This window comes from Oleiphilus sp. HI0117 (assembly GCF_001635235.1).
On the sequence record NZ_LWGA01000686.1, the window covers coordinates 1 to 17,426 of the forward strand.

At 44.8% G+C, this 17,426-nt stretch carries 17 protein-coding genes; 13 read left to right on the forward strand and 4 right to left on the reverse strand.

Annotation, left to right across the window (positions count from 1 at the left end; all coding sequences use genetic code 11):
- Positions 1-347 precede the first annotated feature (347 nt).
- Positions 348-1,544 carry a PQQ-binding-like beta-propeller repeat protein gene (locus A3757_RS09615; RefSeq protein WP_068554924.1) on the forward strand — a complete coding sequence of 399 codons (1,197 nt, stop codon included), beginning with the start codon at positions 348-350 and terminating at the stop codon, positions 1,542-1,544.
- Positions 1,545-1,776: 232 nt separating this feature from the next.
- On the opposite strand, the gene A3757_RS09620 is transcribed toward A3757_RS09615, so the two are convergent.
- Positions 1,777-2,421, reverse strand: coding sequence for a ChrR family anti-sigma-E factor (locus A3757_RS09620; protein ID WP_068553795.1), 645 nt, complete (start codon positions 2,419-2,421; stop codon positions 1,777-1,779).
- Positions 2,388-2,981: a sigma-70 family RNA polymerase sigma factor gene (locus tag A3757_RS09625; RefSeq protein WP_082865284.1), complete on the reverse strand. Its 594-nt coding sequence runs from the start codon at positions 2,979-2,981 to the stop codon at positions 2,388-2,390. Before A3757_RS09625 ends, A3757_RS09620 begins: the two co-directional genes overlap by 34 nt.
- Before the next feature lie 135 nt (positions 2,982-3,116).
- Here A3757_RS09625 and A3757_RS09630 point away from each other — a divergent pair, with 135 nt between their 5' ends.
- From A3757_RS09630 to zapE, 11 genes are all read left to right on the forward strand, one after another.
- Positions 3,117-4,106 carry an NAD(P)/FAD-dependent oxidoreductase gene (locus A3757_RS09630; protein WP_068515418.1) on the forward strand — a complete coding sequence of 330 codons (990 nt, stop codon included), beginning with the start codon at positions 3,117-3,119 and terminating at the stop codon, positions 4,104-4,106.
- An 85-nt stretch (positions 4,107-4,191) separates the two neighbouring features.
- A complete protein-coding gene (gene phrB, locus A3757_RS09635; protein WP_068515415.1) occupies positions 4,192-5,655 on the forward strand; it encodes a deoxyribodipyrimidine photo-lyase in 1,464 nt (487 codons plus the stop codon).
- Positions 5,652-6,644 (forward strand): acyl-CoA desaturase, encoded by a 993-nt coding sequence (locus A3757_RS09640; RefSeq protein ID WP_068515410.1) that lies wholly within the window; start codon positions 5,652-5,654, stop codon positions 6,642-6,644. The genes phrB and A3757_RS09640 overlap by 4 nt, the downstream gene beginning before the upstream one ends.
- A 15-nt stretch (positions 6,645-6,659) precedes the next feature.
- The gene (locus A3757_RS09645) at positions 6,660-7,115 is read left to right on the forward strand and encodes a nuclear transport factor 2 family protein (RefSeq protein WP_082865183.1); all 456 of its coding nucleotides are present in this window, start codon (positions 6,660-6,662) and stop codon (positions 7,113-7,115) included.
- 12 nt (positions 7,116-7,127) lie between these two features.
- Complete coding sequence (locus A3757_RS09650) at positions 7,128-7,967, forward strand: SDR family oxidoreductase (protein ID WP_068553424.1); 840 nt, start codon at positions 7,128-7,130, stop codon at positions 7,965-7,967.
- Positions 7,964-9,268 (forward strand): NAD(P)/FAD-dependent oxidoreductase, encoded by a 1,305-nt coding sequence (locus A3757_RS09655; protein ID WP_068515401.1) that lies wholly within the window; start codon positions 7,964-7,966, stop codon positions 9,266-9,268. The genes A3757_RS09650 and A3757_RS09655 overlap by 4 nt, the downstream gene beginning before the upstream one ends.
- Positions 9,268-10,074, forward strand: coding sequence for a DUF1365 domain-containing protein (locus A3757_RS09660; RefSeq protein ID WP_068515398.1), 807 nt, complete (start codon positions 9,268-9,270; stop codon positions 10,072-10,074). The genes A3757_RS09655 and A3757_RS09660 overlap by 1 nt, the downstream gene beginning before the upstream one ends.
- Before the next feature lie 34 nt (positions 10,075-10,108).
- Positions 10,109-11,377 carry a cyclopropane-fatty-acyl-phospholipid synthase family protein gene (locus A3757_RS09665; protein ID WP_068515394.1) on the forward strand — a complete coding sequence of 423 codons (1,269 nt, stop codon included), beginning with the start codon at positions 10,109-10,111 and terminating at the stop codon, positions 11,375-11,377.
- Positions 11,378-11,425: 48 nt separating this feature from the next.
- Positions 11,426-11,971: a DUF2878 domain-containing protein gene (locus tag A3757_RS28090; RefSeq protein ID WP_068515392.1), complete on the forward strand. Its 546-nt coding sequence runs from the start codon at positions 11,426-11,428 to the stop codon at positions 11,969-11,971.
- Positions 11,958-12,698, forward strand: coding sequence for a hypothetical protein (locus A3757_RS09675; protein ID WP_068553425.1), 741 nt, complete (start codon positions 11,958-11,960; stop codon positions 12,696-12,698). The genes A3757_RS28090 and A3757_RS09675 overlap by 14 nt, the downstream gene beginning before the upstream one ends.
- 438 nt (positions 12,699-13,136) lie before the next feature.
- Positions 13,137-14,642, forward strand: a complete 1,506-nt coding sequence (zapE, locus tag A3757_RS09680) for a cell division protein ZapE (protein WP_197469973.1) — start codon at positions 13,137-13,139, stop codon at positions 14,640-14,642.
- A gap of 212 nt (positions 14,643-14,854) precedes the next feature.
- Here the strand turns inward: zapE and A3757_RS09685 are convergent, their stop codons facing one another.
- Positions 14,855-15,583 (reverse strand): ABC transporter substrate-binding protein, encoded by a 729-nt coding sequence (locus A3757_RS09685; protein ID WP_068553476.1) that lies wholly within the window; start codon positions 15,581-15,583, stop codon positions 14,855-14,857.
- Between the two features lie 377 nt (positions 15,584-15,960).
- Between A3757_RS09685 and A3757_RS27895 the strand changes: the two genes are divergently transcribed.
- Complete coding sequence (locus tag A3757_RS27895; RefSeq protein ID WP_255374950.1) at positions 15,961-16,089, forward strand: hypothetical protein; 129 nt, start codon at positions 15,961-15,963, stop codon at positions 16,087-16,089.
- A 610-nt stretch (positions 16,090-16,699) separates the two neighbouring features.
- On the opposite strand, the gene A3757_RS09690 is transcribed toward A3757_RS27895, so the two are convergent.
- On the reverse strand, positions 16,700-17,426 hold a 727-nt coding region (locus tag A3757_RS09690; RefSeq protein ID WP_197469974.1), incomplete at its 5' end, for a sphingomyelin phosphodiesterase.

Below are 17,426 nucleotides of genomic sequence, written 5' to 3' on the forward strand. Positions count from 1 at the left end.
GGATTCCTTAGTCATAAGAGCAATTCCTACATGGATAATTAATGGTTAAATCACATAATCCAATTATTACGATTTATTTTAAGTATTGAATCATCACATACAGCAAAAAACTTACATCGTAAAGATTATAGGTAGTTGGCTCAGGAAGATAGTGTCAGTATCAAAATAGTTTTTGTGTGCTCCCGACACCTTAAGTGGGCTAAGAACACCTTATTAAACAAAAAACCGTTAACCAGATAACATTTTAGTATGCTTATACTAAATTTTATCACTATATTCCAACACCTAATGTTGTTTTTAAAACATTACAACCTCTTTTCATACACACATGGAGTTTTATTAAACGTATGAACCTACACCTTAAAACATTATCTTTATTGCTTCCGCTTACCCTACTGACTGCCTGTAAGAATGAAATCACACCAGAATGGGAGCAATATTACTCTCATGCCAGTAGCAATGAATCTCGAGTTGAGTGGCTATCAAATGTCGCCGTCGATGGTTATGGAGAAATAATCAGCGGCGGATCAACGATCCGAACAGGCACGGACCGCCAACAAAATATTTTGCTGGTTAAGCGAAGCAGTGATGGTGAATTAATCTGGTCAACCGATATTGACCTTGCGAAAGGCAACTATCGAAGTGACGATAAGATAACTGATCTCACCCTAGATAGTGACGGTAACAGCTATGCCATTGGTGTTAGCTATATTGTCGAAAATGACATTCAACGCTATGGCTCTTTCCTCGTTAAAGTAGATACTTATGGAGAACTAGTGTGGTCTATTGAGCTATCTAAACACGATGATGCGCGCGATCTAGAGATCCATCAAGACCAGTTATATGTTACAGGTTTTGCCACCCAAGTGTTTAACTTAGATGGCGTCAAACAACTTAAAATTGAACATGAGAAAGCATGGGATATCGAGGTTAATGATGCCGGCGACATCCATATTGTCGGCGCAGAAAAAGCAGCGAAATACAATGCTGCAGGGCAACTGGCCTGGGCTGTTGATTTACCTGCAGACCTTTACCTTCAAGCCGCTCTCGCAGTCCTATCTGATGACAGCATTGTTATCGCGCACAATCAACAAGATGATTCAACACGCATAGCCGGTATCAGTCCAAACGGTCAACCATCCTGGAGTAAAACCTACTACCCGCCACAACAAAGTTATGGACTACCGGGCCCGGCTTTACTGAAGGCAGATTGGCGAGACAATGTAGTGCTCAGCCTTTCTAACGACAAGTCCAGACGCCTAGTTAAATTGAATGAGCAAGGGCAAGAGCTGTGGCAAACCACGAGCCAAAATATTGTTCAAGACTTAGCGCTTGATGAAGACAGTGCAGTGTATGTTGTCGGTGGTGGTAACAACGAGAAATTTGATTCAAGTGGCCAGTTCATCGGTGCAACCGTAGCGACCTCAGGCACTCAAATCACGACAGGCTCCATCGCATTAGAAGGCAATAATATGTACATTGGATATAGCGCAGTCAAGGACGGTGAAATTCAACATTATTTAGCGAAGTTCTTGAACCAATAGAAATACCCAGTCTCACCCTTAAAACAGATTGAACAGGTTTAAATATGAGGTGTTAAGCGAAGGCCTAGATGGAATAGGCCTTCGCGATGAAATCTAGGTTATGCCTTGAGGCTTTGTAAGAACGCGGAAACCATGGAAAGAAAACCCCGCAATTGTCGCAATGCATGACCCTAAACGACGGCACTTCAATTTACTTAAGGTAAGTGCTAAGAGGCTAATCCGAAATACTCTGTCAACGAAGGAATGGGTTCAACATTCGACCAAAAAAGCCCGTCATTTTCAAAGGAGCATCCATCACAGCAAAGCATATACAGTCTTCTTCCATATGCGCTCTTGGCTGGTGAATAGTCTGGGTGTCGGCCAAAATGAAATCATCTTTATGATAATCACCTGCTTTATCGCAAAAACTACCACGCATCACCAAGGTAAATTCATTGCCCTCATGTGTATGCTCTGGGAGTTCTTTGCCTGCAGCGATTCGATAAAACTTAGCGGTGTAGCGTTCATCGGAAATAGGTAATACAAACTCTTTTATGCTGCTTGAAAAGCCTGACCACGATAACTGGTCGAAGTCTTTATCAACAAACCGCCTCAGTGGCGGTGGAATCTCGACCTGCTGATTCGCTGAGTTCAAAGGTTTGTCATTCGCGACAGGATCATCAAGCCGCGCGAGAATATTGTCTAGTACGTTCGCGCCAACCGGCTCAGGCTCCAGGCTAGATAATATATCACCGCCTAAGCTTTCGTAACGTCGTACTTTTGCGGCACACGAACCGCAAGTTTCGATATGACAAGCAACGATAATACCCAAAGCATTAGGTGCCTGCCCAGCAGCGAACTGCATTAAAAGGTCATCGGAAGGATGATAATTAGCCATGTCATATGCTCTTTTGCCAAGTTATCTAGCTTTTTCATTGCTAGTCTGAGTCTCGATTTAATCGTGCCAAGGGGCAAGTCCAATTCCCCTGCAATTTCACTGTGTGATTTCCCTTCAAAGTAAACCTTGTAGACAATCTGTTTTTGCTCGTCAGGTAAGGCTGTGATTAAGTTACGAACAATCAGCGCATTTAGATCACTTTCGACTTCACTTTCTAGAGATTCACCACCCTCTTCATAAAACAAGTCATCAGATTGGACCAAATCAGGGCGACCCTTACGTGCAATATCAATACGTTTGTTACGAACAATCGTATATAACCAGGTAATCGCAGTGCCGGATTCTGGCTTAAAGGTATGCGCTTTTCGCCATGCGGTTAACATGCACTCTTGTAATAGCTCCTCGGCATCTGCTGAGTTCGAACCACACTTAATGGCATACGCTTTCAAGCGTGCAGAGCTTAAGTTAAATAGTTCTATAAACGCACTACGGTCTTGATTTTGAGCAATACTCATTAACAAGGCGTTTAACTTTTGGTTTTCTGGAGTGATGGTAGCCACCGGGCCTTCCTGCAAGAAATCTACGTTTGAATCATTCCTGAAATGTAAAGCATATTACTATTTGGGTAAACCCATAAATCCAATATCTGAGCTATGCCGTATAGTTAGTAGAATCTTTTAATACTTAGGTGAGACATGAAATCAGACGTAGTTATGGACACAGTTATGGACGTAGTCATAATTGGTGCAGGCATGGCAGGATTAACGGCTGCTAAGCAGTTACAACATAGAGGCAAAAAGGTAGCGGTGGTCGAAAAGTCACGCGGAACTGGCGGCAGGCTCTCATCAAAGCGCTTACCACTACCTGACGACCAAAGCCTTACGTTTGACCTCGGCTGCCCTAGTTTCTCTAGCGAAACACCACAATTTAAAGCTCAACTTGATAAGTGGCTGGCCGATGAGCTTATCGTTCCCTGCGCCAATCAGCCAGAGTACTATGTTGGCCGAGAGCGAAACTCCAGCATCACGCGCCACATTGCTAAAGACCTGAACATTCACTTTTCCACCCGGGTTTGTCGCCTCGAAAAGGAACGTGAGCTTTGGCAGGTTTACACTGAATCACCTACTGGCGAGCAGCTGTTCTGCACAGCAGAGCACATTGTAATCGCAACGCCACCTCAACAAGCTTACGACCTATTACCCAAAGGCAATAGTCTCTGCCCTCTAATCGAGCACATTAAAATGGAACCACAATGGGTACTTCTCTTGGCCGTTCGTAGCAGTACAGAACTAAAAATAGATTCTGCACAGCACCCAAATATTAAGTCAATTTCGCCAGAGCACGTTAAACGAGGTGCTAAGCCAGACGATTCAGTGCAGTACTATCAAGTCCAAGCTGGCGAAGAGTGGAGCCAAGAAACAATTAATTGGGAACGAACACGCGTTGAAAGCTATCTATTGAGTGAGTTCGAAGCACTATGCGAACAAAAAATAGATATCATCGTTTCACACTTACATCGCTGGCTATATTCTCTGCCGAGTAATACCCCCATCGACAATAAAGAGAACTACCTTACATGTAGTGAAAAAATACACCTCAGTGGAGACTATCTTGCCACGAATCAATCCCGCCACGGACTTGAGTGCGCCTATTTAAGTGGCATATCGGTAGCAAAACAGATCTAATTTCATTCGGCCTGCGTATGATATACAAGGTTCGTAGTATAAGATATTGGCAACATAAAATAGCAACAAAAAGGGATAATATAAGATGACGCAAGAACATTTACTCAACCTAATCTGGTTTAGAAGTGATCTAAGGGTTTATGATAACCCGGCGCTTTCGGCTGCCATGTCATCCGGGCCTAGCATTGCTGTTTATGTGATATCTGAAGAAACCTGGGATGCCCACAATGAGTCGCCAGCTAAACGATCTCTTATCCTGCGCCAACTAGAAATACTCTCTGGCGCTCTCAGCGAGCTTAACGTTCCCTTTTATGTTCTTACAGCAGAATCCATGCAAAAACTGGAATCGAGTATTTCTGAGTTTGCCAGCCAGCTGAAAGTTTCTCACCTTTTCTACAATGAAGATTATGGACTGAACGAGCGCCGACTCGCCAAGTCGGTATCTGAAAACTTACGTAATCACGGCATTATCAGCCAATCTTTTCATGATCAATGCATCGTTTCTCCGGGCACCTTGAGGAACCAGAAGGGAAGCTACTATCATGTATTCTCGGCATTTAAACGTGCATTTTTAAAGCAGTCGAAGACTTTATCCAGGCACCTGGTCAACAAACCCTCGCCACAACCGCCCTTAACAGTCAAAGCACCAAACTTGAATGTTGCGACGTTTCAAGTCGATTCTCGGTGGGACCATCATTGGCCCGCAGGAGAAGATCACGCTCACGAGCTACTTAATAACTTCATGGAAGAACGCGCAGCCTCTTACCATAAGGCCAGAGATATTCCCTCGCTCGACGCGACAAGTTCACTGTCTCCTTATCTTGCAACGGGTATCGTAAGCACATCACAGTGTTTAAGATCAGCACTAAGCTATAATCAAGGCGAGTTTGAAGGGCGTAATGAAGGCGTCAACACCTGGATAAACGAACTACTATGGAGAGAATTCTATCGCCACCTCTTGTACGCTTATCCGAGGTTGAGCATGCATAAGCCGTTTAAGAAAGAAACAGATCAGCTACCTTGGCGTAAAGACCATCGTTTGTTTGAACAATGGAAGGCTGGAAAAACAGGCTACCCCATCGTTGATGCTGCCATGCGCCAATTAAAAGAAAAAGCCTGGATGCACAATCGACTACGCATGATTACCGCGATGTTTTTAACAAAGCACTTATTAATTGATTGGCGACTCGGTGAAGCGTACTTTATGGAAATGCTAGTCGATGGTGATTTGGCGTCCAACAATGGTGGATGGCAATGGTCAGCCTCGACAGGCGTCGACGCGGTTCCCTACTTCAGAATTTTTAACCCCACACGCCAGTCTGAACGCTTTGACCCCCAAGGACAGTTTATAAGACGCTATGTTCCTGAACTACAAACCTTGGATAGCAAGTCAATACACCAACCAACTAAAGAACAGAGAGCTGCATGCGCTTACCCCGCAGAAATAGTCGAACACGCCCTGGCAACGTCACAAACGAAAGCGGCATTTAAATCGCTTCACAAACAAGCTGATACTGAACAGCTTCCTCTTTTGGACTATTACTCATGAACGATACACCGAGCAGTAAGACTAAAGCGGGTCACTCAACAAGGCTAATAGGTAACCTTATTAGCTGGTTTGACTCTGAGTCTTACTCACCTGACCCCAAAAGGGAGCACGCTACCAACACCGTAAACTGGATGCGTTGCATGCCATTTATTGCCGTCCACTTAGGCTGCCTAGGTGTCATCTGGACAGGCTGGAGCCCCGTCGCCATTGCGATCTGTTTAGCCGCTTTTTGGCTAAGGATGTTTGCGGTCACCGCGTTTTATCACCGCTTTTTTTCTCACAAGAGTTACAAGGCCAACCGCTTTTGGCAGTTTTGTTTTGCCGTGCTAGGCAATTCAGCGTCTCAAAGAGGCCCGCTTTGGTGGGCCGCTCATCACCGGAATCATCATAAGCACTCAGATGAAGAGTCAGACTTACACTCTCCCATTGCTCATGGTTTTTGGTGGAGTCACGTCGGATGGTTCATGAGCGATGAAGGGTTTAAAACCGATTACAGTGTCATAAAAGACCTAGCGAAGTTCCCTGAACTCCGCTTTCTAAATCGCTTTGATAGCCTAGTGCCCGTTCTCTTCGCAATCGGCATGTACATGCTGGGTGAATACTTGGCTTATGCTTTACCAAACTCAGGCGTTAATGGTTTACAAATTCTGGTTTGGGGCTTCTTTATCTCTACAGTATTTTTGTTTCACGCCACCTTCACCATTAACTCTCTTGGTCACGTATGGGGATCAAGGCGCTTTGAGACAAAAGACCAAAGTCGGAATAATGCTTTCCTTGCACTGCTTACCCTGGGAGAAGGCTGGCACAACAATCATCACCGCTTTGCCGTCTCTGCAAGGCAGGGTTTCTACTGGTGGGAGATTGATATTTCTTACTTGATACTGCGTCTATTGAGCTTTTTTAGAATTATTTCTGATCTGAACCCTGTGCCTTCTCGTATCCTAGAAGAAGGTAGACAAAAACGTTCAAGCATAAACGTTCATACTTAAAAAGGCACAATCATCATGTCAGTCGTCGTTATAAAGTCAGAAACACCCGCTAATGTTGTAGAGCGATTCAAGCACCTCTTCCACACGCTCGATGCGAATAACTGCGATAGTGGAATCATTGAAGCAGTCTACGAACCAGACGTATTATTCGAAGATAGCTTTCATCGGATAGAAGGCGTAGCTAACTTTCAAGGGTACTGCGCGTCACTGTATCAGAACTTACTTTCCTGCCAGTTCACCTTCCATGACCAGTGGGTTAAAGACAATGATGCCATGTTAAATTGGACCATGAAATATGCTCACCCGAAGCTAAATAAAGGCAGAATAATCACGATTGAAGGGGCAAGCCTAATACGTTTCAACGACAAAGTGTACTACCACAGAGACTACTTTGATGGCGGGCAATTGCTCTATGAGCACATACCGGTCATGGGGAAACTTATCCAAACTCTAAAATATTTTATGAAGTAGCAGGAGCCGACAATGCTGAATGATATTGAACGTATTTGGGTAATTGGTGCTAGCACCGGGATTGGAAAAGCGCTCGTCACCGCCTTGGCGAAGTTTGATAAATCAATCATAACAAGCGCTCGCTCAGAAGATAAACTAGACGCGTTGTGCGGACAGACACCATCAAAGTGCGAGCCACAAACGCTAGATATCACCAATGATAGTGCTTGCCAAGCCGTCGTAGAAAAGCTGCAAAGCACTTATCCGTCGATTGATATGGTCGTCGTGAACGCGGGTACGTGTGAGTATATCGATTCAGACGAAATTGATATGAGCAGTATCAAACGCGTGATGGACACCAATTTCACGGCCGCTGTTTCGACCATCAATGCAGCGCTGCCCCTGTTGCGCGAATCCGCCAAACAAGGAAAAACGCCAAAACTGGTCGTGATGTCGAGCAGCGTCACCTATCAAGCGCTTCCCAGAGCACATGTCTACGGCGCTTCAAAAGCGGCACTACGATATTTTACCGAGTGCTTAAAAATAGATTTACAGCAAGAAGGCATTGACGTTCATCTAGTGAGTCCGGGGTTTGTCAAAACACCTTTAACCGATCTCAATGATTTTCCAATGCCACTACTCATGGAACCCGAAGAAGCTGCCAGTCGAATTATTTCCGGACTTGAAAGAGGCATTTTCGACATACATTTTCCGCAACGATTTACTCGAACACTGAAGCTGATCTCTTTGTTACCTGATCATCTTCGCTTTTCTTTACTTGCCAAGTTATCGCGCAATGCATCTCAGGCCGATTCTTCTACAAGAACAACTCAGTCAATCGCGACGACAAACCCTCAGGATCACCAGCAATGAATCAGAACCCTTCTCACCAGCACCTTACAAACCAACGCATTGCGGTCATCGGATCAGGCATCGCGGGCCTGACGTCTGCCTATCTTTTGAGTAAGCGTCATGACGTTAGCTTATTCGAATCGAACGACTATATTGGCGGCCATACCCACACCGAACACGTACAATGCCAAGGCAAAAGCTACCCGGTGAATACAGGTTTTATCGTTTTTAATGACTGGACCTACCCTAACTTCATCAAACTAATGGACCAGCTAGGCGTTACAAGCGAAGATTCAGACATGAGCTTCAGTGTACGATGTGAAAACACTGACCTTGAATACAATGGCACCAACCTAAACAGCTTATTCGCGCAACGAAGTAACCTGTTCCGCCCTAAGTTTCTGAGGATGATAAGCGACATCCTTAAATTCAACAAACAAACGGTTGAGAGCTTGGAAGCGGGTACACTCGACACTGAGCAAAGCCTAGGTGAATTCATTGAACAAAATGGCTATTCCGACGCGTTTAAAAACTATTATATTGTTCCAATGGGAGCGGCTATCTGGTCTGCATCTGTCGATGTAATGCTATCGTTTCCCTTAAAATTCTTTATTCAGTTTTTTAAGAATCACGGCATGTTAAGTGTCGATGATCGACCGCAGTGGAGGGTACTAACGAATGGTTCAGAGTCTTACATAGCACCGATTACACAGCGTTTTAAAGACAACATTCACCTTAACAGCAATATCATAAAGGTAACACGAAGCCCTAGCGAGGCGGCCATTACCTTTAGCGACCATTCTGTGCAGACCTTTGATCAGGTCATCTTTGCCTGCCATAGCGATCAAGCCTTACGGCTACTCGGCGATGTGTCTGAAAAAGAGAGCGAGATTCTTGGCGCAATCCCCTATCAGGACAACAGCGTCACTCTGCATACAGATACTCGCCTCATGCCTAAGAAAAAACTGGCCTGGGCGGCTTGGAATTATCATATTCCTCAGCGCGCTAATGATTGTGCCATGGTGACTTACAACATGAACATCCTGCAGAACTTCGACGACGCTCCCGAAACATTTCTAGTTACTCTAAACAGGACCAATGAAATAGACCCCAGCAAGATCATTCGCACGTTCAACTACAGCCACCCGGTCTTTAGCCAAGACGGCGTCAAAGCACAGGCGCGTCATCATGAAATAAGTGGTAACCCTGAGTCTGGTCATGGACGCACACACTATTGTGGTGCCTATTGGTTCAACGGCTTTCATGAAGATGGGGTCAATAGCGGACTTCGCGTCGCAGAGGCTTTCGGAGAAACACTCTAGTGAGCAAAATAAAGCACAGCTCAATATATAGAGGATCGATACGGCATCGTCGTTTTTTGCCCAAGAAACACCAGTTTCGCTACCCCTTGTTTATGCTCTATCTTGACTTAGACGAGTTAGAATCGCTGTGTAAATCGAAGTGGTACTGTTCACTCGAAAAGTTCAATATTGTCTCGTTTCGTCGCGATGATTATTACTCACCCGAATCGGGCGATTTAAAACAAGCCGTCATTAACAAAGTGACGAACAATCTCACCGAACAAGGTTTATCTGCGCCGGAAATTGAACACGTCAGAATGCTGTGCCACGCCCGCTATTTCAATGCAGTCTTTAACCCTGTCACCTTCTACTACTGTTTTGACAAAGCTAACAAGCTGGTTTCTATTTTGGCTGAAATCACCAACACCCCATGGGGTGAACGGCATGCTTATGTGCTACCCGTAGGTCAATCGGGAGAGTATGGCTCGTATGCCCTGAAAGCACAAAAATATCACCACTATGAGTTTCCCAAAGTTTTTCATGTTTCGCCGTTCAACCCTATGGATATGACCTATCACTGGACCTTTGATGAGCCAAACCAAGGGCTAAGAGTGCATATGGATAACACCCAGCGCGACGAACAAAACGAAAAGCACTTTGACGCCACGTTAGTGATGGAGCGATACGATTTCACAAACTATTTAGCCAGCACACTGATCCGATTTCCGTTTATGACCGTAAGAGTAAGCATGGGGATATATTGGCAAGCGTTAAAGCTATGGCTAAAGCGCATACCATTTTACGATCACCCTAACTTAAGCAAATAAGATAACAACGAATGCCCGTAAAGGAGACATCGAGATGAGTCCCACAAGCCTAGTGAGTCACGCCAAAAAGCAATCAAAATTCAGTGTAAGTAGCGTCGCCCGAAAACTCGTACATAAGCAGCTACAAAAACTGCACACGGGGACAATTGTCATTGTTGAACCAGGCGCACGTACACTCTTCGGAGAACCACTTTCTCCCAATGACCCGCTTTATTCCGAGCTACATATTCTTGATGAAAATTGTTATCTAGATATTATGACGGGCGGCAGCATAGGCGCGGCAGAAGCCTATATGTCAGAAGACTGGAGCTCACCGGATCTAACTAAACTAGTGCAAGTCATGGTCCAGAACCGTGATATTCTAGATCAAATGGAAGGCGGCTTCGCCCTGCTATCCCGGCCCTTAACTAAAGCCTTTCACCTCTGGAACCAAAATACCGAAAAAGGCTCCAAGCGAAATATCGCTGCGCATTACGACCTGGGTAATGATTTATTTAAGACCTTCCTGGACCCGACAATGATGTATTCCTCTGGCATCTTCCCTAGCGAACAGGCAAGCATGGAAGAGGCATCACAATACAAGCTTAAGACTATCTGTGAAAAACTAAACCTATCTGAATCTGACCATGTGGTTGAAATTGGCTCTGGCTGGGGCGGGTTCGCCATCTATGCTGCCAAGCACTATGGCTGCAAAGTCACCACCACCACGATCTCTGATAAACAACATGAGTTAGCACAAACACGGATCAGCGAAGCAGGCTTAAGCGATAAAATCACACTTCTAAAGCAAGACTATCGTGAGCTAGAGGGGCAATTCGACAAGCTCGTTTCAATAGAAATGATCGAAGCGGTTGGCTGGCAATACTATGACACCTTTTTCGCGACTTGCGCCTCACTGTTGAAACCAAATGGCGCGATGCTGATTCAAGCCATCACAATTGAAGACCAGCGTTTCGAGTACGCCAAACGCAACGTCGATTTTATTCAGCGTTATATCTTTCCTGGTAGTTGTATTCCTTCAATTCAGGCTCTCACTAGCTCATCGATGAAGGCCAGCGACCTACGACTCGTTTATCAAGAGGACTTTGCGGAACACTACGCTAGAACACTGCTAGCATGGTTGGATTCATTTAATAAAGCCTCAGCGACCATCACAGAGCTAGGCTATAGCAAAGAATTTAAACGTATGTGGGAGTTCTACCTCTGCTACTGCGCAGGAGGTTTCAAAGAGCGCTCTATCGGCGTATCTCATATGTTATTCGCTAAACCAGGTTATAGAAACGAGCCCCTGTCTCGCATATAAGGCAGTGATAAGCGATATAGCCAACCACACCATTAAGGAGTCTACTCAATGTCTCGGGAACAACTAAATAGGCTCCTCAATGCGGTGTTATTCCAAAGCTGTTGGTTTCTGGCAATTTTATCAGATTGGTACCTGGCGCTCTGCGCATTCGCCTTGCTATTAGTGCATTTCGTTCGAACAAACGCATCGACTCACAACTCATTAAAACTCTTGTATATCGCGTGTATCGGCATTCTGATCGACAGCTTGCTTATGCATCTAGGCGTTTACCAGTTTCCGAACCCCGAGTTAAGAACCAACGATTTTATAATTCCCTTGTGGTTAATCATAATGTGGTGTGCGTTTACGCTCACACTGCTTTCGTCGCTGCAATGGTTTTTAGCCAAGCCATATTTTTTCATCTGCTTATGTTGCATTTCCGGACCCGCTTCATACCTGGCAGGCCGTCACTTCGGCGCGCTTCACTTTGCAGACGCCTCCCTTATTTTCATCATCCTAGAATGGTTCGTAGTCGGAGTTCTGTGTACTGCAATCTTCCCCTCTTCACCAAAGGAGGATCTGCCAGCCCAAGGAGGCAAATATGCAAGCTATTAGCAGTTTCTCAATTGCCAGTTTCTTTGTGCTCTCTTCGCTTTGCGCTCAGCTACAAGCTGCGCCAAGCGATATCAAAGTCGTTCAGTTTGAGGGCAAAGCGTATTCGCTAGACAGTGACGAGTTGCTGTACTCAGAGCACCACTATATAAACCTCAATCGATCAAATCAGTATGACAATGCATATGTCGAATACAAGGCGCCAGACGGAGAGGTCTTTGCGAAGAAAGATCTGGATTTCTCGAAGCATAAATTAATACCCGACATGAGCTTTATCGACCTCCGCTCGAATCAAACAAGTCTTCTGACCAAAACTGACAATCAGGTAAAGATTGAACACATCAAAAAGAAAGACCTGCAGCATGAAACGATAAGCATTGATAACAGCAAGCGCATTGTCGCCGATGCAGGCTTTGATCGTTTGGTCATCAAATATTGGCAGCACTTGCTAGCGGGAAAGAAGATCAAATTTGAAATCCTGTCGCTTGATCGGTCTGAGTTAATTGGTTTCAAACTAGAGACTGTTGATATTAATGAAGAACGCTTGCAACTATCCATTAAGCCGCAAAGCTGGCTAATCGGACTAGTGATGGACCCGATTTACCTGCACTATGAACGGTCCTCAAAACGTTTATTGGAATACAAAGGGCTGACCAACATCCTAAGAGAAAAGAACGGCGAGTTAAAAACAGATAATTATGTGGCGCATATTAAATACCATTACTTCTGAGTTCAATTCTTCTATTGGTTGGCAAGCGCTGCTTGACGTCCGCTAAGTGCCAAAAGCAGGCCTTGGTACTTCTCTCAGCTTTGGCTGAATATTACTGATACGAACTTTTATCCCAGTATCAAAAAATGGTGAATAGCGGTCATAAGAATCGAGCCTATTTTCCTCGAAACCTTACATTACTTAAAACAGGAAAGCAGACCTTTAGCTTTTGATGGTGCCTAGGTCAGGTTCTAAAAAATAGCTACCTCGAGCGTTTTATTAGTATCCTTTAACTCCAAAGGCATGATTCGCAGCACGGATCAACAATGGAAAATGACCGCTCTGCCCAAACTCCAGCCCTAGATTTGAGATAGTTATGCTAATTTTGTACAAGTTGAACTCCGAAATTTTAGTCTCTAATACAAATCCATTTGATACCCATACATCGTATTAAACCTTTTGGTTGATAAACTCATTAACTCCATGACGAAGAAGATGATGATGAAGATGATGATAGAAAAGCATCGCGTCGCTCGGCGGAGCTTTTCGACAGGTCCCGTGGTAGCGGCTTATGAACTCAAGGTGGACGCGGGGGAGGTGCGGCGAGATAACGCTCAAGTCGCTCTGGCGGCAAAATTGGATGCCCTGCACGAGTCTCTTGTCTCGCTCCCACCAGTACCTTTGCTTACCGACGATCCGACAGAGAGCAGCCGTAAAAGCAGCAGTCCACTGTTACTGGCACGATCCATGGCATCCGCCCAGTCCTTTCTTCGAAAGAAGTTCCATTTGTGGTCTTTTGGTCCACCACCGCGGGGCATTTACATTCATGGACCGGTCGGGGTCGGTAAGAGTTTTCTAATGGATCTCTTTTACGCGTCGGTTAATGTTCCTGATGATGATTCTCGCTGTAATAATTCCAGCCACAAACACGCAAAAATTACCAAACGCCGCGTCCACTTTCATGAATTCATGCTAGACGTCCATCATCGAATCTTTGTCTACAAAAAGAAGCACCCAAGGGGTGATGCTATTCCCATCATTGCGAAACAATTGGCACAAGAAGCCCAACTCCTCTGTTTCGATGAATTTCAAGTGACAGACGTTGCCGATGCCATGATTTTGAAAAGACTGTTTTTATTATTATTGGATTGGAATGTCGTGGTAGTGGCCACCTCGAATCGCTCCCCCGATGCCTTGTATAAGGGAGGCATTAACCGATCCCTCTTTATGCCATTCATAGACATGTTAAAACACACGTTCGACATTTTTTCCATGGAGGGTTCCACTAAGGATTATCGACTCGAAACTCGAGCGGATGGTCAATCCTATTTTTGGTCAAACAAGGATGTTCATGGCGATAATAATAGTAATAACAACACGCAGGCGAAGTTGGAAGAAATATTTGGTGGCACTGCATCCGGAACTGAGGCTGAGGTCATTCAAGTTCGCTTCGGTCGCACCGTCCAGGTCGCCCGATTGAATGACCGGTGCGCCTGGTTTGACTTTTCCGAGTTGTGCTACCAACCGCTCGGCGCGGCCGATTATCTTTCCCTCTGCGACCGATTTCCGGTCCTCATTATGGACAGCGTCCCCCAATTGGGCGCCAACCACCTCAACGAAGCGCGACGATTCGTGAACCTCATTGACGCGTGTTATGAATCTCGCACCCGCTTGGTGCTAGCGGCACAAGTCCCGCTCGACGAATTATTTGTCGATTTTGAAGCGCAAGTCGAAAGCAGAGATGGAGATGTAGAATTGTTTGTCAGTGAGAAGGGGGGAAACTCGAGTTCCTTTGCGACGACCATGATTCGCACCAAAGAGGGGGAACATTTGGAGTGGTCGGCGACGGGTCTAATTGGCGTGTCACTGGCACAATTCTCGTCCGCCAATGATCTCGCCTTTTCCTTTCGACGAGCCGCGTCTCGATTGGTAGAAATGGGTGGAAAGAAATGGGGGCGGCAATGACGACTGTGGAGAGGCTGAATTAAGTGGCTAAAGACCTTGTGAATGTCAGCTTCGCGGACGTTTAGGCCCTTAGAACTGACTTCTTGTGTTGATGTCGTGTCGAGGCAGCATTGTGCCTGGGCCTACTATTGAAGATTGATGCCAGTTTGACCTGATTGTCATAGAAATTCAGACACTGATAGTTCTAGCTTTGGAGTTAAAGCAGTCATTCCTTATAGTATATTCTCTAAGAATCGAGTGCGTATTTGGTCTATATCACCATTTTTTTGCATTTTACGAAGCACTTTATCTAAAGGTTCAACTATATTGAGATTATTTTTATGCAAGTAATGATAAAGCTTTTCTGAATATAAGACTGGGCTGACAACTTTAACGTTCTCGAACGGTTCGGTTAGGAGAGCCTTCAACGCGTTAGCTTCAGGCAGTAAAGTGTATTTAACTCTCCCCAGAGCGACCATACTGAGAGCTTGATTGGTGTTAACAACAAAAGTGCACTGGATTTTATTATCTTCAACCAGCTTTTCTACTAACTTGACTCCTTTTACGCAAACAACGTCATGCCCAAGATCTTTAATCTTGCTTACTCTTTCGCTACTGTGTTTTCCAAGAGCAATTATATTAATCATATTGATTGCGGTAGGTACTGCATTTAAGTTGGGGTAGCTTGAATGCAGGTTGCCAATACGTGATACCTCCCCATCGAACATACCCATATTCGCAGACAATAAAGAGCGAACATTTGGAAGTCTATGGATTTCTACTTGATAACCGATCTTGTTGTATGCTTTTTTCAATACTTGGACTGATATGTCCTGAACAAAGGCATTTTCTGGAGCAGTCAATGCAATCACAGATTGAGGGTGCGCATTCGTGAACCCTAACGAAAATATGGCAAACAATAATAGCTTGGCAGCCAAATTCTTAATGATTTGATATTTCATAAGAAATGATATCCTTTCGCTTCAGGCATCCTCTAAGGTTAGCAATGTAATATGAAACCTGCCAATAACCAATCAATTCAAATGATCTGCAGATGAAACAAGTCAATTATGATCTGCCCATCACTTAGCGGTATCTGTTTATACGAAAGAGTTGCTTTTGCTTATTTTGAATCATTTAGCCAACGATCAAACTGGCTGTTTTATCCGTATCTAAATTGCGCACCTGAAAGGTGACTTAGCGGACTATAAGGAATCACGAGAGTTCAGCTCCTCCTTCCAAGCAGACAAACTTAGATATCCGTTAGCGGGAAATTTTAGATCTCAATAAGATATTCTGAGCCCTCATGAGATACCAATACCGCCAAAGCAGCACAGCAATGAGCGCTTCAAGAACAGCCATTCCTAACAAGCTTGTGTCTGAGCTGAAAAGCGGCAAAGCGATCAACCTAAAGCCTATTAGCCCTGTCGATACTATCGCTGCGAAAAAGACGGCGCCTTCCAAGTAAGGCTTGTAAAATGATGACAGTATCATTGCACAACCGATCCCTACTTGAAGCCCTCCATAGACAGAAAAGAATTCGGCAAGCCCCATCTCACTCTGAAAGTTTATCCCCAAGAAACTGGCGGACAATGTGGGATTTATCGCACACCACAGGCCCGAGGCAAGATATAAGATGCCAACGATTCGATAAGATGTATCGTAAAGTCGGGTAGATAACTTAGTTGTGGTCACTTAGAGTCCTCCATGGACGGCCTTCACAAACCATATAGTTTCCACAGTTTTTTGTACAGCCACGGCAAGGTAAGCGCGCCGCCTTATTTCCTTTATGTGTGCCGGGTTTAACCTGAAACTTACGCTCTTTCATCATATTGCCCTATATGGATTCATTAGAGTTCAAGACAAGACATTGGAATAGTGGTCAAAACGATTTACGAGCAGAACGCCTCAATAGATCACAATTGGCTTAGATTAAGCTCAATAGAGATTAGATATATACCGGCGCGATGTCTCAGCCGGGAGAAAGCGAGTCGTGCGTCTTTTGCCTCGCTCAAAACGAAAAAAACCCACACTAAACAGTGTGGGTATCAATACGCAACTAGGGTAGAAAAAGTGGCTTACTCAGCGAATACAAACTCACTCGCTACAGGGTAGTGATCTGACAAGTCCCAAGTGGTCCAGTGATCCCATTCAATACTACGAGGCGTCAGCATCTTGTTATGAGAATAAACTGGCGCTTGATGCTCGTTTGAATACAACACATAGTCTAAGTACTCATTGTATTGATCATCCGCATAAACATTCACAGGGCCTGCGTAAGAGTAAGGGTACTCGCCTAACGCTGTAGGTTCTGTTGCATTCATAAGCGATAAAAAGTCTACGTGCTCTTGTGGGAAGTTCACCTTATCGACGTTGAAATCTCCCGCCATCAGTACAGGTTGATCTGATGGGATGTTCTTGCTATCTACAAAACCTTTTAGCTGCGCTAGCTGAGAAAATCGAACCGCAATATCATCTGCTGTCGTGTAGGCATGCGTGTGGGTTCCAAACAGGTTATAGATTTTCCCACCCTTATCAATTTTCGCATAGTTCATGCCCTTAGACGCTAAGCAACCATCTGCTCGACATGCATCATAGACAACATCATCGTGATCAATAATCGGGTGACGACTCGCAATGAAAGAGCCACCTGTCAGTAACTTACCAAGCTTGAATGGAATGTCTGTCAGGTAAGGATATTCCTCACTGATCTTGCTTCTAAAATGTGCTGTCAGAACCGGGTCAAAAAGCTCCTGAAATACAACTGCATCGTAGCCTTTTACAAGCTCTGCGATGGTATCCAGG

Bases quoted from the DNA above. Each gene is read 5' to 3' on its own strand.
- A3757_RS28090 (WP_068515392.1), top strand. From the start codon at position 11,426: ATGTCTCGGGAACAACTAAATAGGCTCCTCAATGCGGTGTTATTCCAA.
- A3757_RS09685 (WP_068553476.1), bottom strand. From the start codon at position 15,583: ATGAAATATCAAATCATTAAGAATTTGGCTGCCAAGCTATTATTGTTT.
- A3757_RS09655 (WP_068515401.1), top strand. From the start codon at position 7,964: ATGAATCAGAACCCTTCTCACCAGCACCTTACAAACCAACGCATTGCG.
- A3757_RS09665 (WP_068515394.1), top strand. From the start codon at position 10,109: ATGAGTCCCACAAGCCTAGTGAGTCACGCCAAAAAGCAATCAAAATTC.
- A3757_RS09645 (WP_082865183.1), top strand. From the start codon at position 6,660: ATGTCAGTCGTCGTTATAAAGTCAGAAACACCCGCTAATGTTGTAGAG.
- phrB (WP_068515415.1), top strand. From the start codon at position 4,192: ATGACGCAAGAACATTTACTCAACCTAATCTGGTTTAGAAGTGATCTA.
- A3757_RS27895 (WP_255374950.1), top strand. From the start codon at position 15,961: ATGAGCGCTTCAAGAACAGCCATTCCTAACAAGCTTGTGTCTGAGCTG.
- A3757_RS09620 (WP_068553795.1), bottom strand. From the start codon at position 2,421: ATGGCTAATTATCATCCTTCCGATGACCTTTTAATGCAGTTCGCTGCT.
- A3757_RS09640 (WP_068515410.1), top strand. From the start codon at position 5,652: ATGAACGATACACCGAGCAGTAAGACTAAAGCGGGTCACTCAACAAGG.
- A3757_RS09615 (WP_068554924.1), top strand. From the start codon at position 348: ATGAACCTACACCTTAAAACATTATCTTTATTGCTTCCGCTTACCCTA.
- A3757_RS09630 (WP_068515418.1), top strand. From the start codon at position 3,117: ATGAAATCAGACGTAGTTATGGACACAGTTATGGACGTAGTCATAATT.
- A3757_RS09650 (WP_068553424.1), top strand. From the start codon at position 7,128: ATGCTGAATGATATTGAACGTATTTGGGTAATTGGTGCTAGCACCGGG.
- A3757_RS09675 (WP_068553425.1), top strand. From the start codon at position 11,958: ATGCAAGCTATTAGCAGTTTCTCAATTGCCAGTTTCTTTGTGCTCTCT.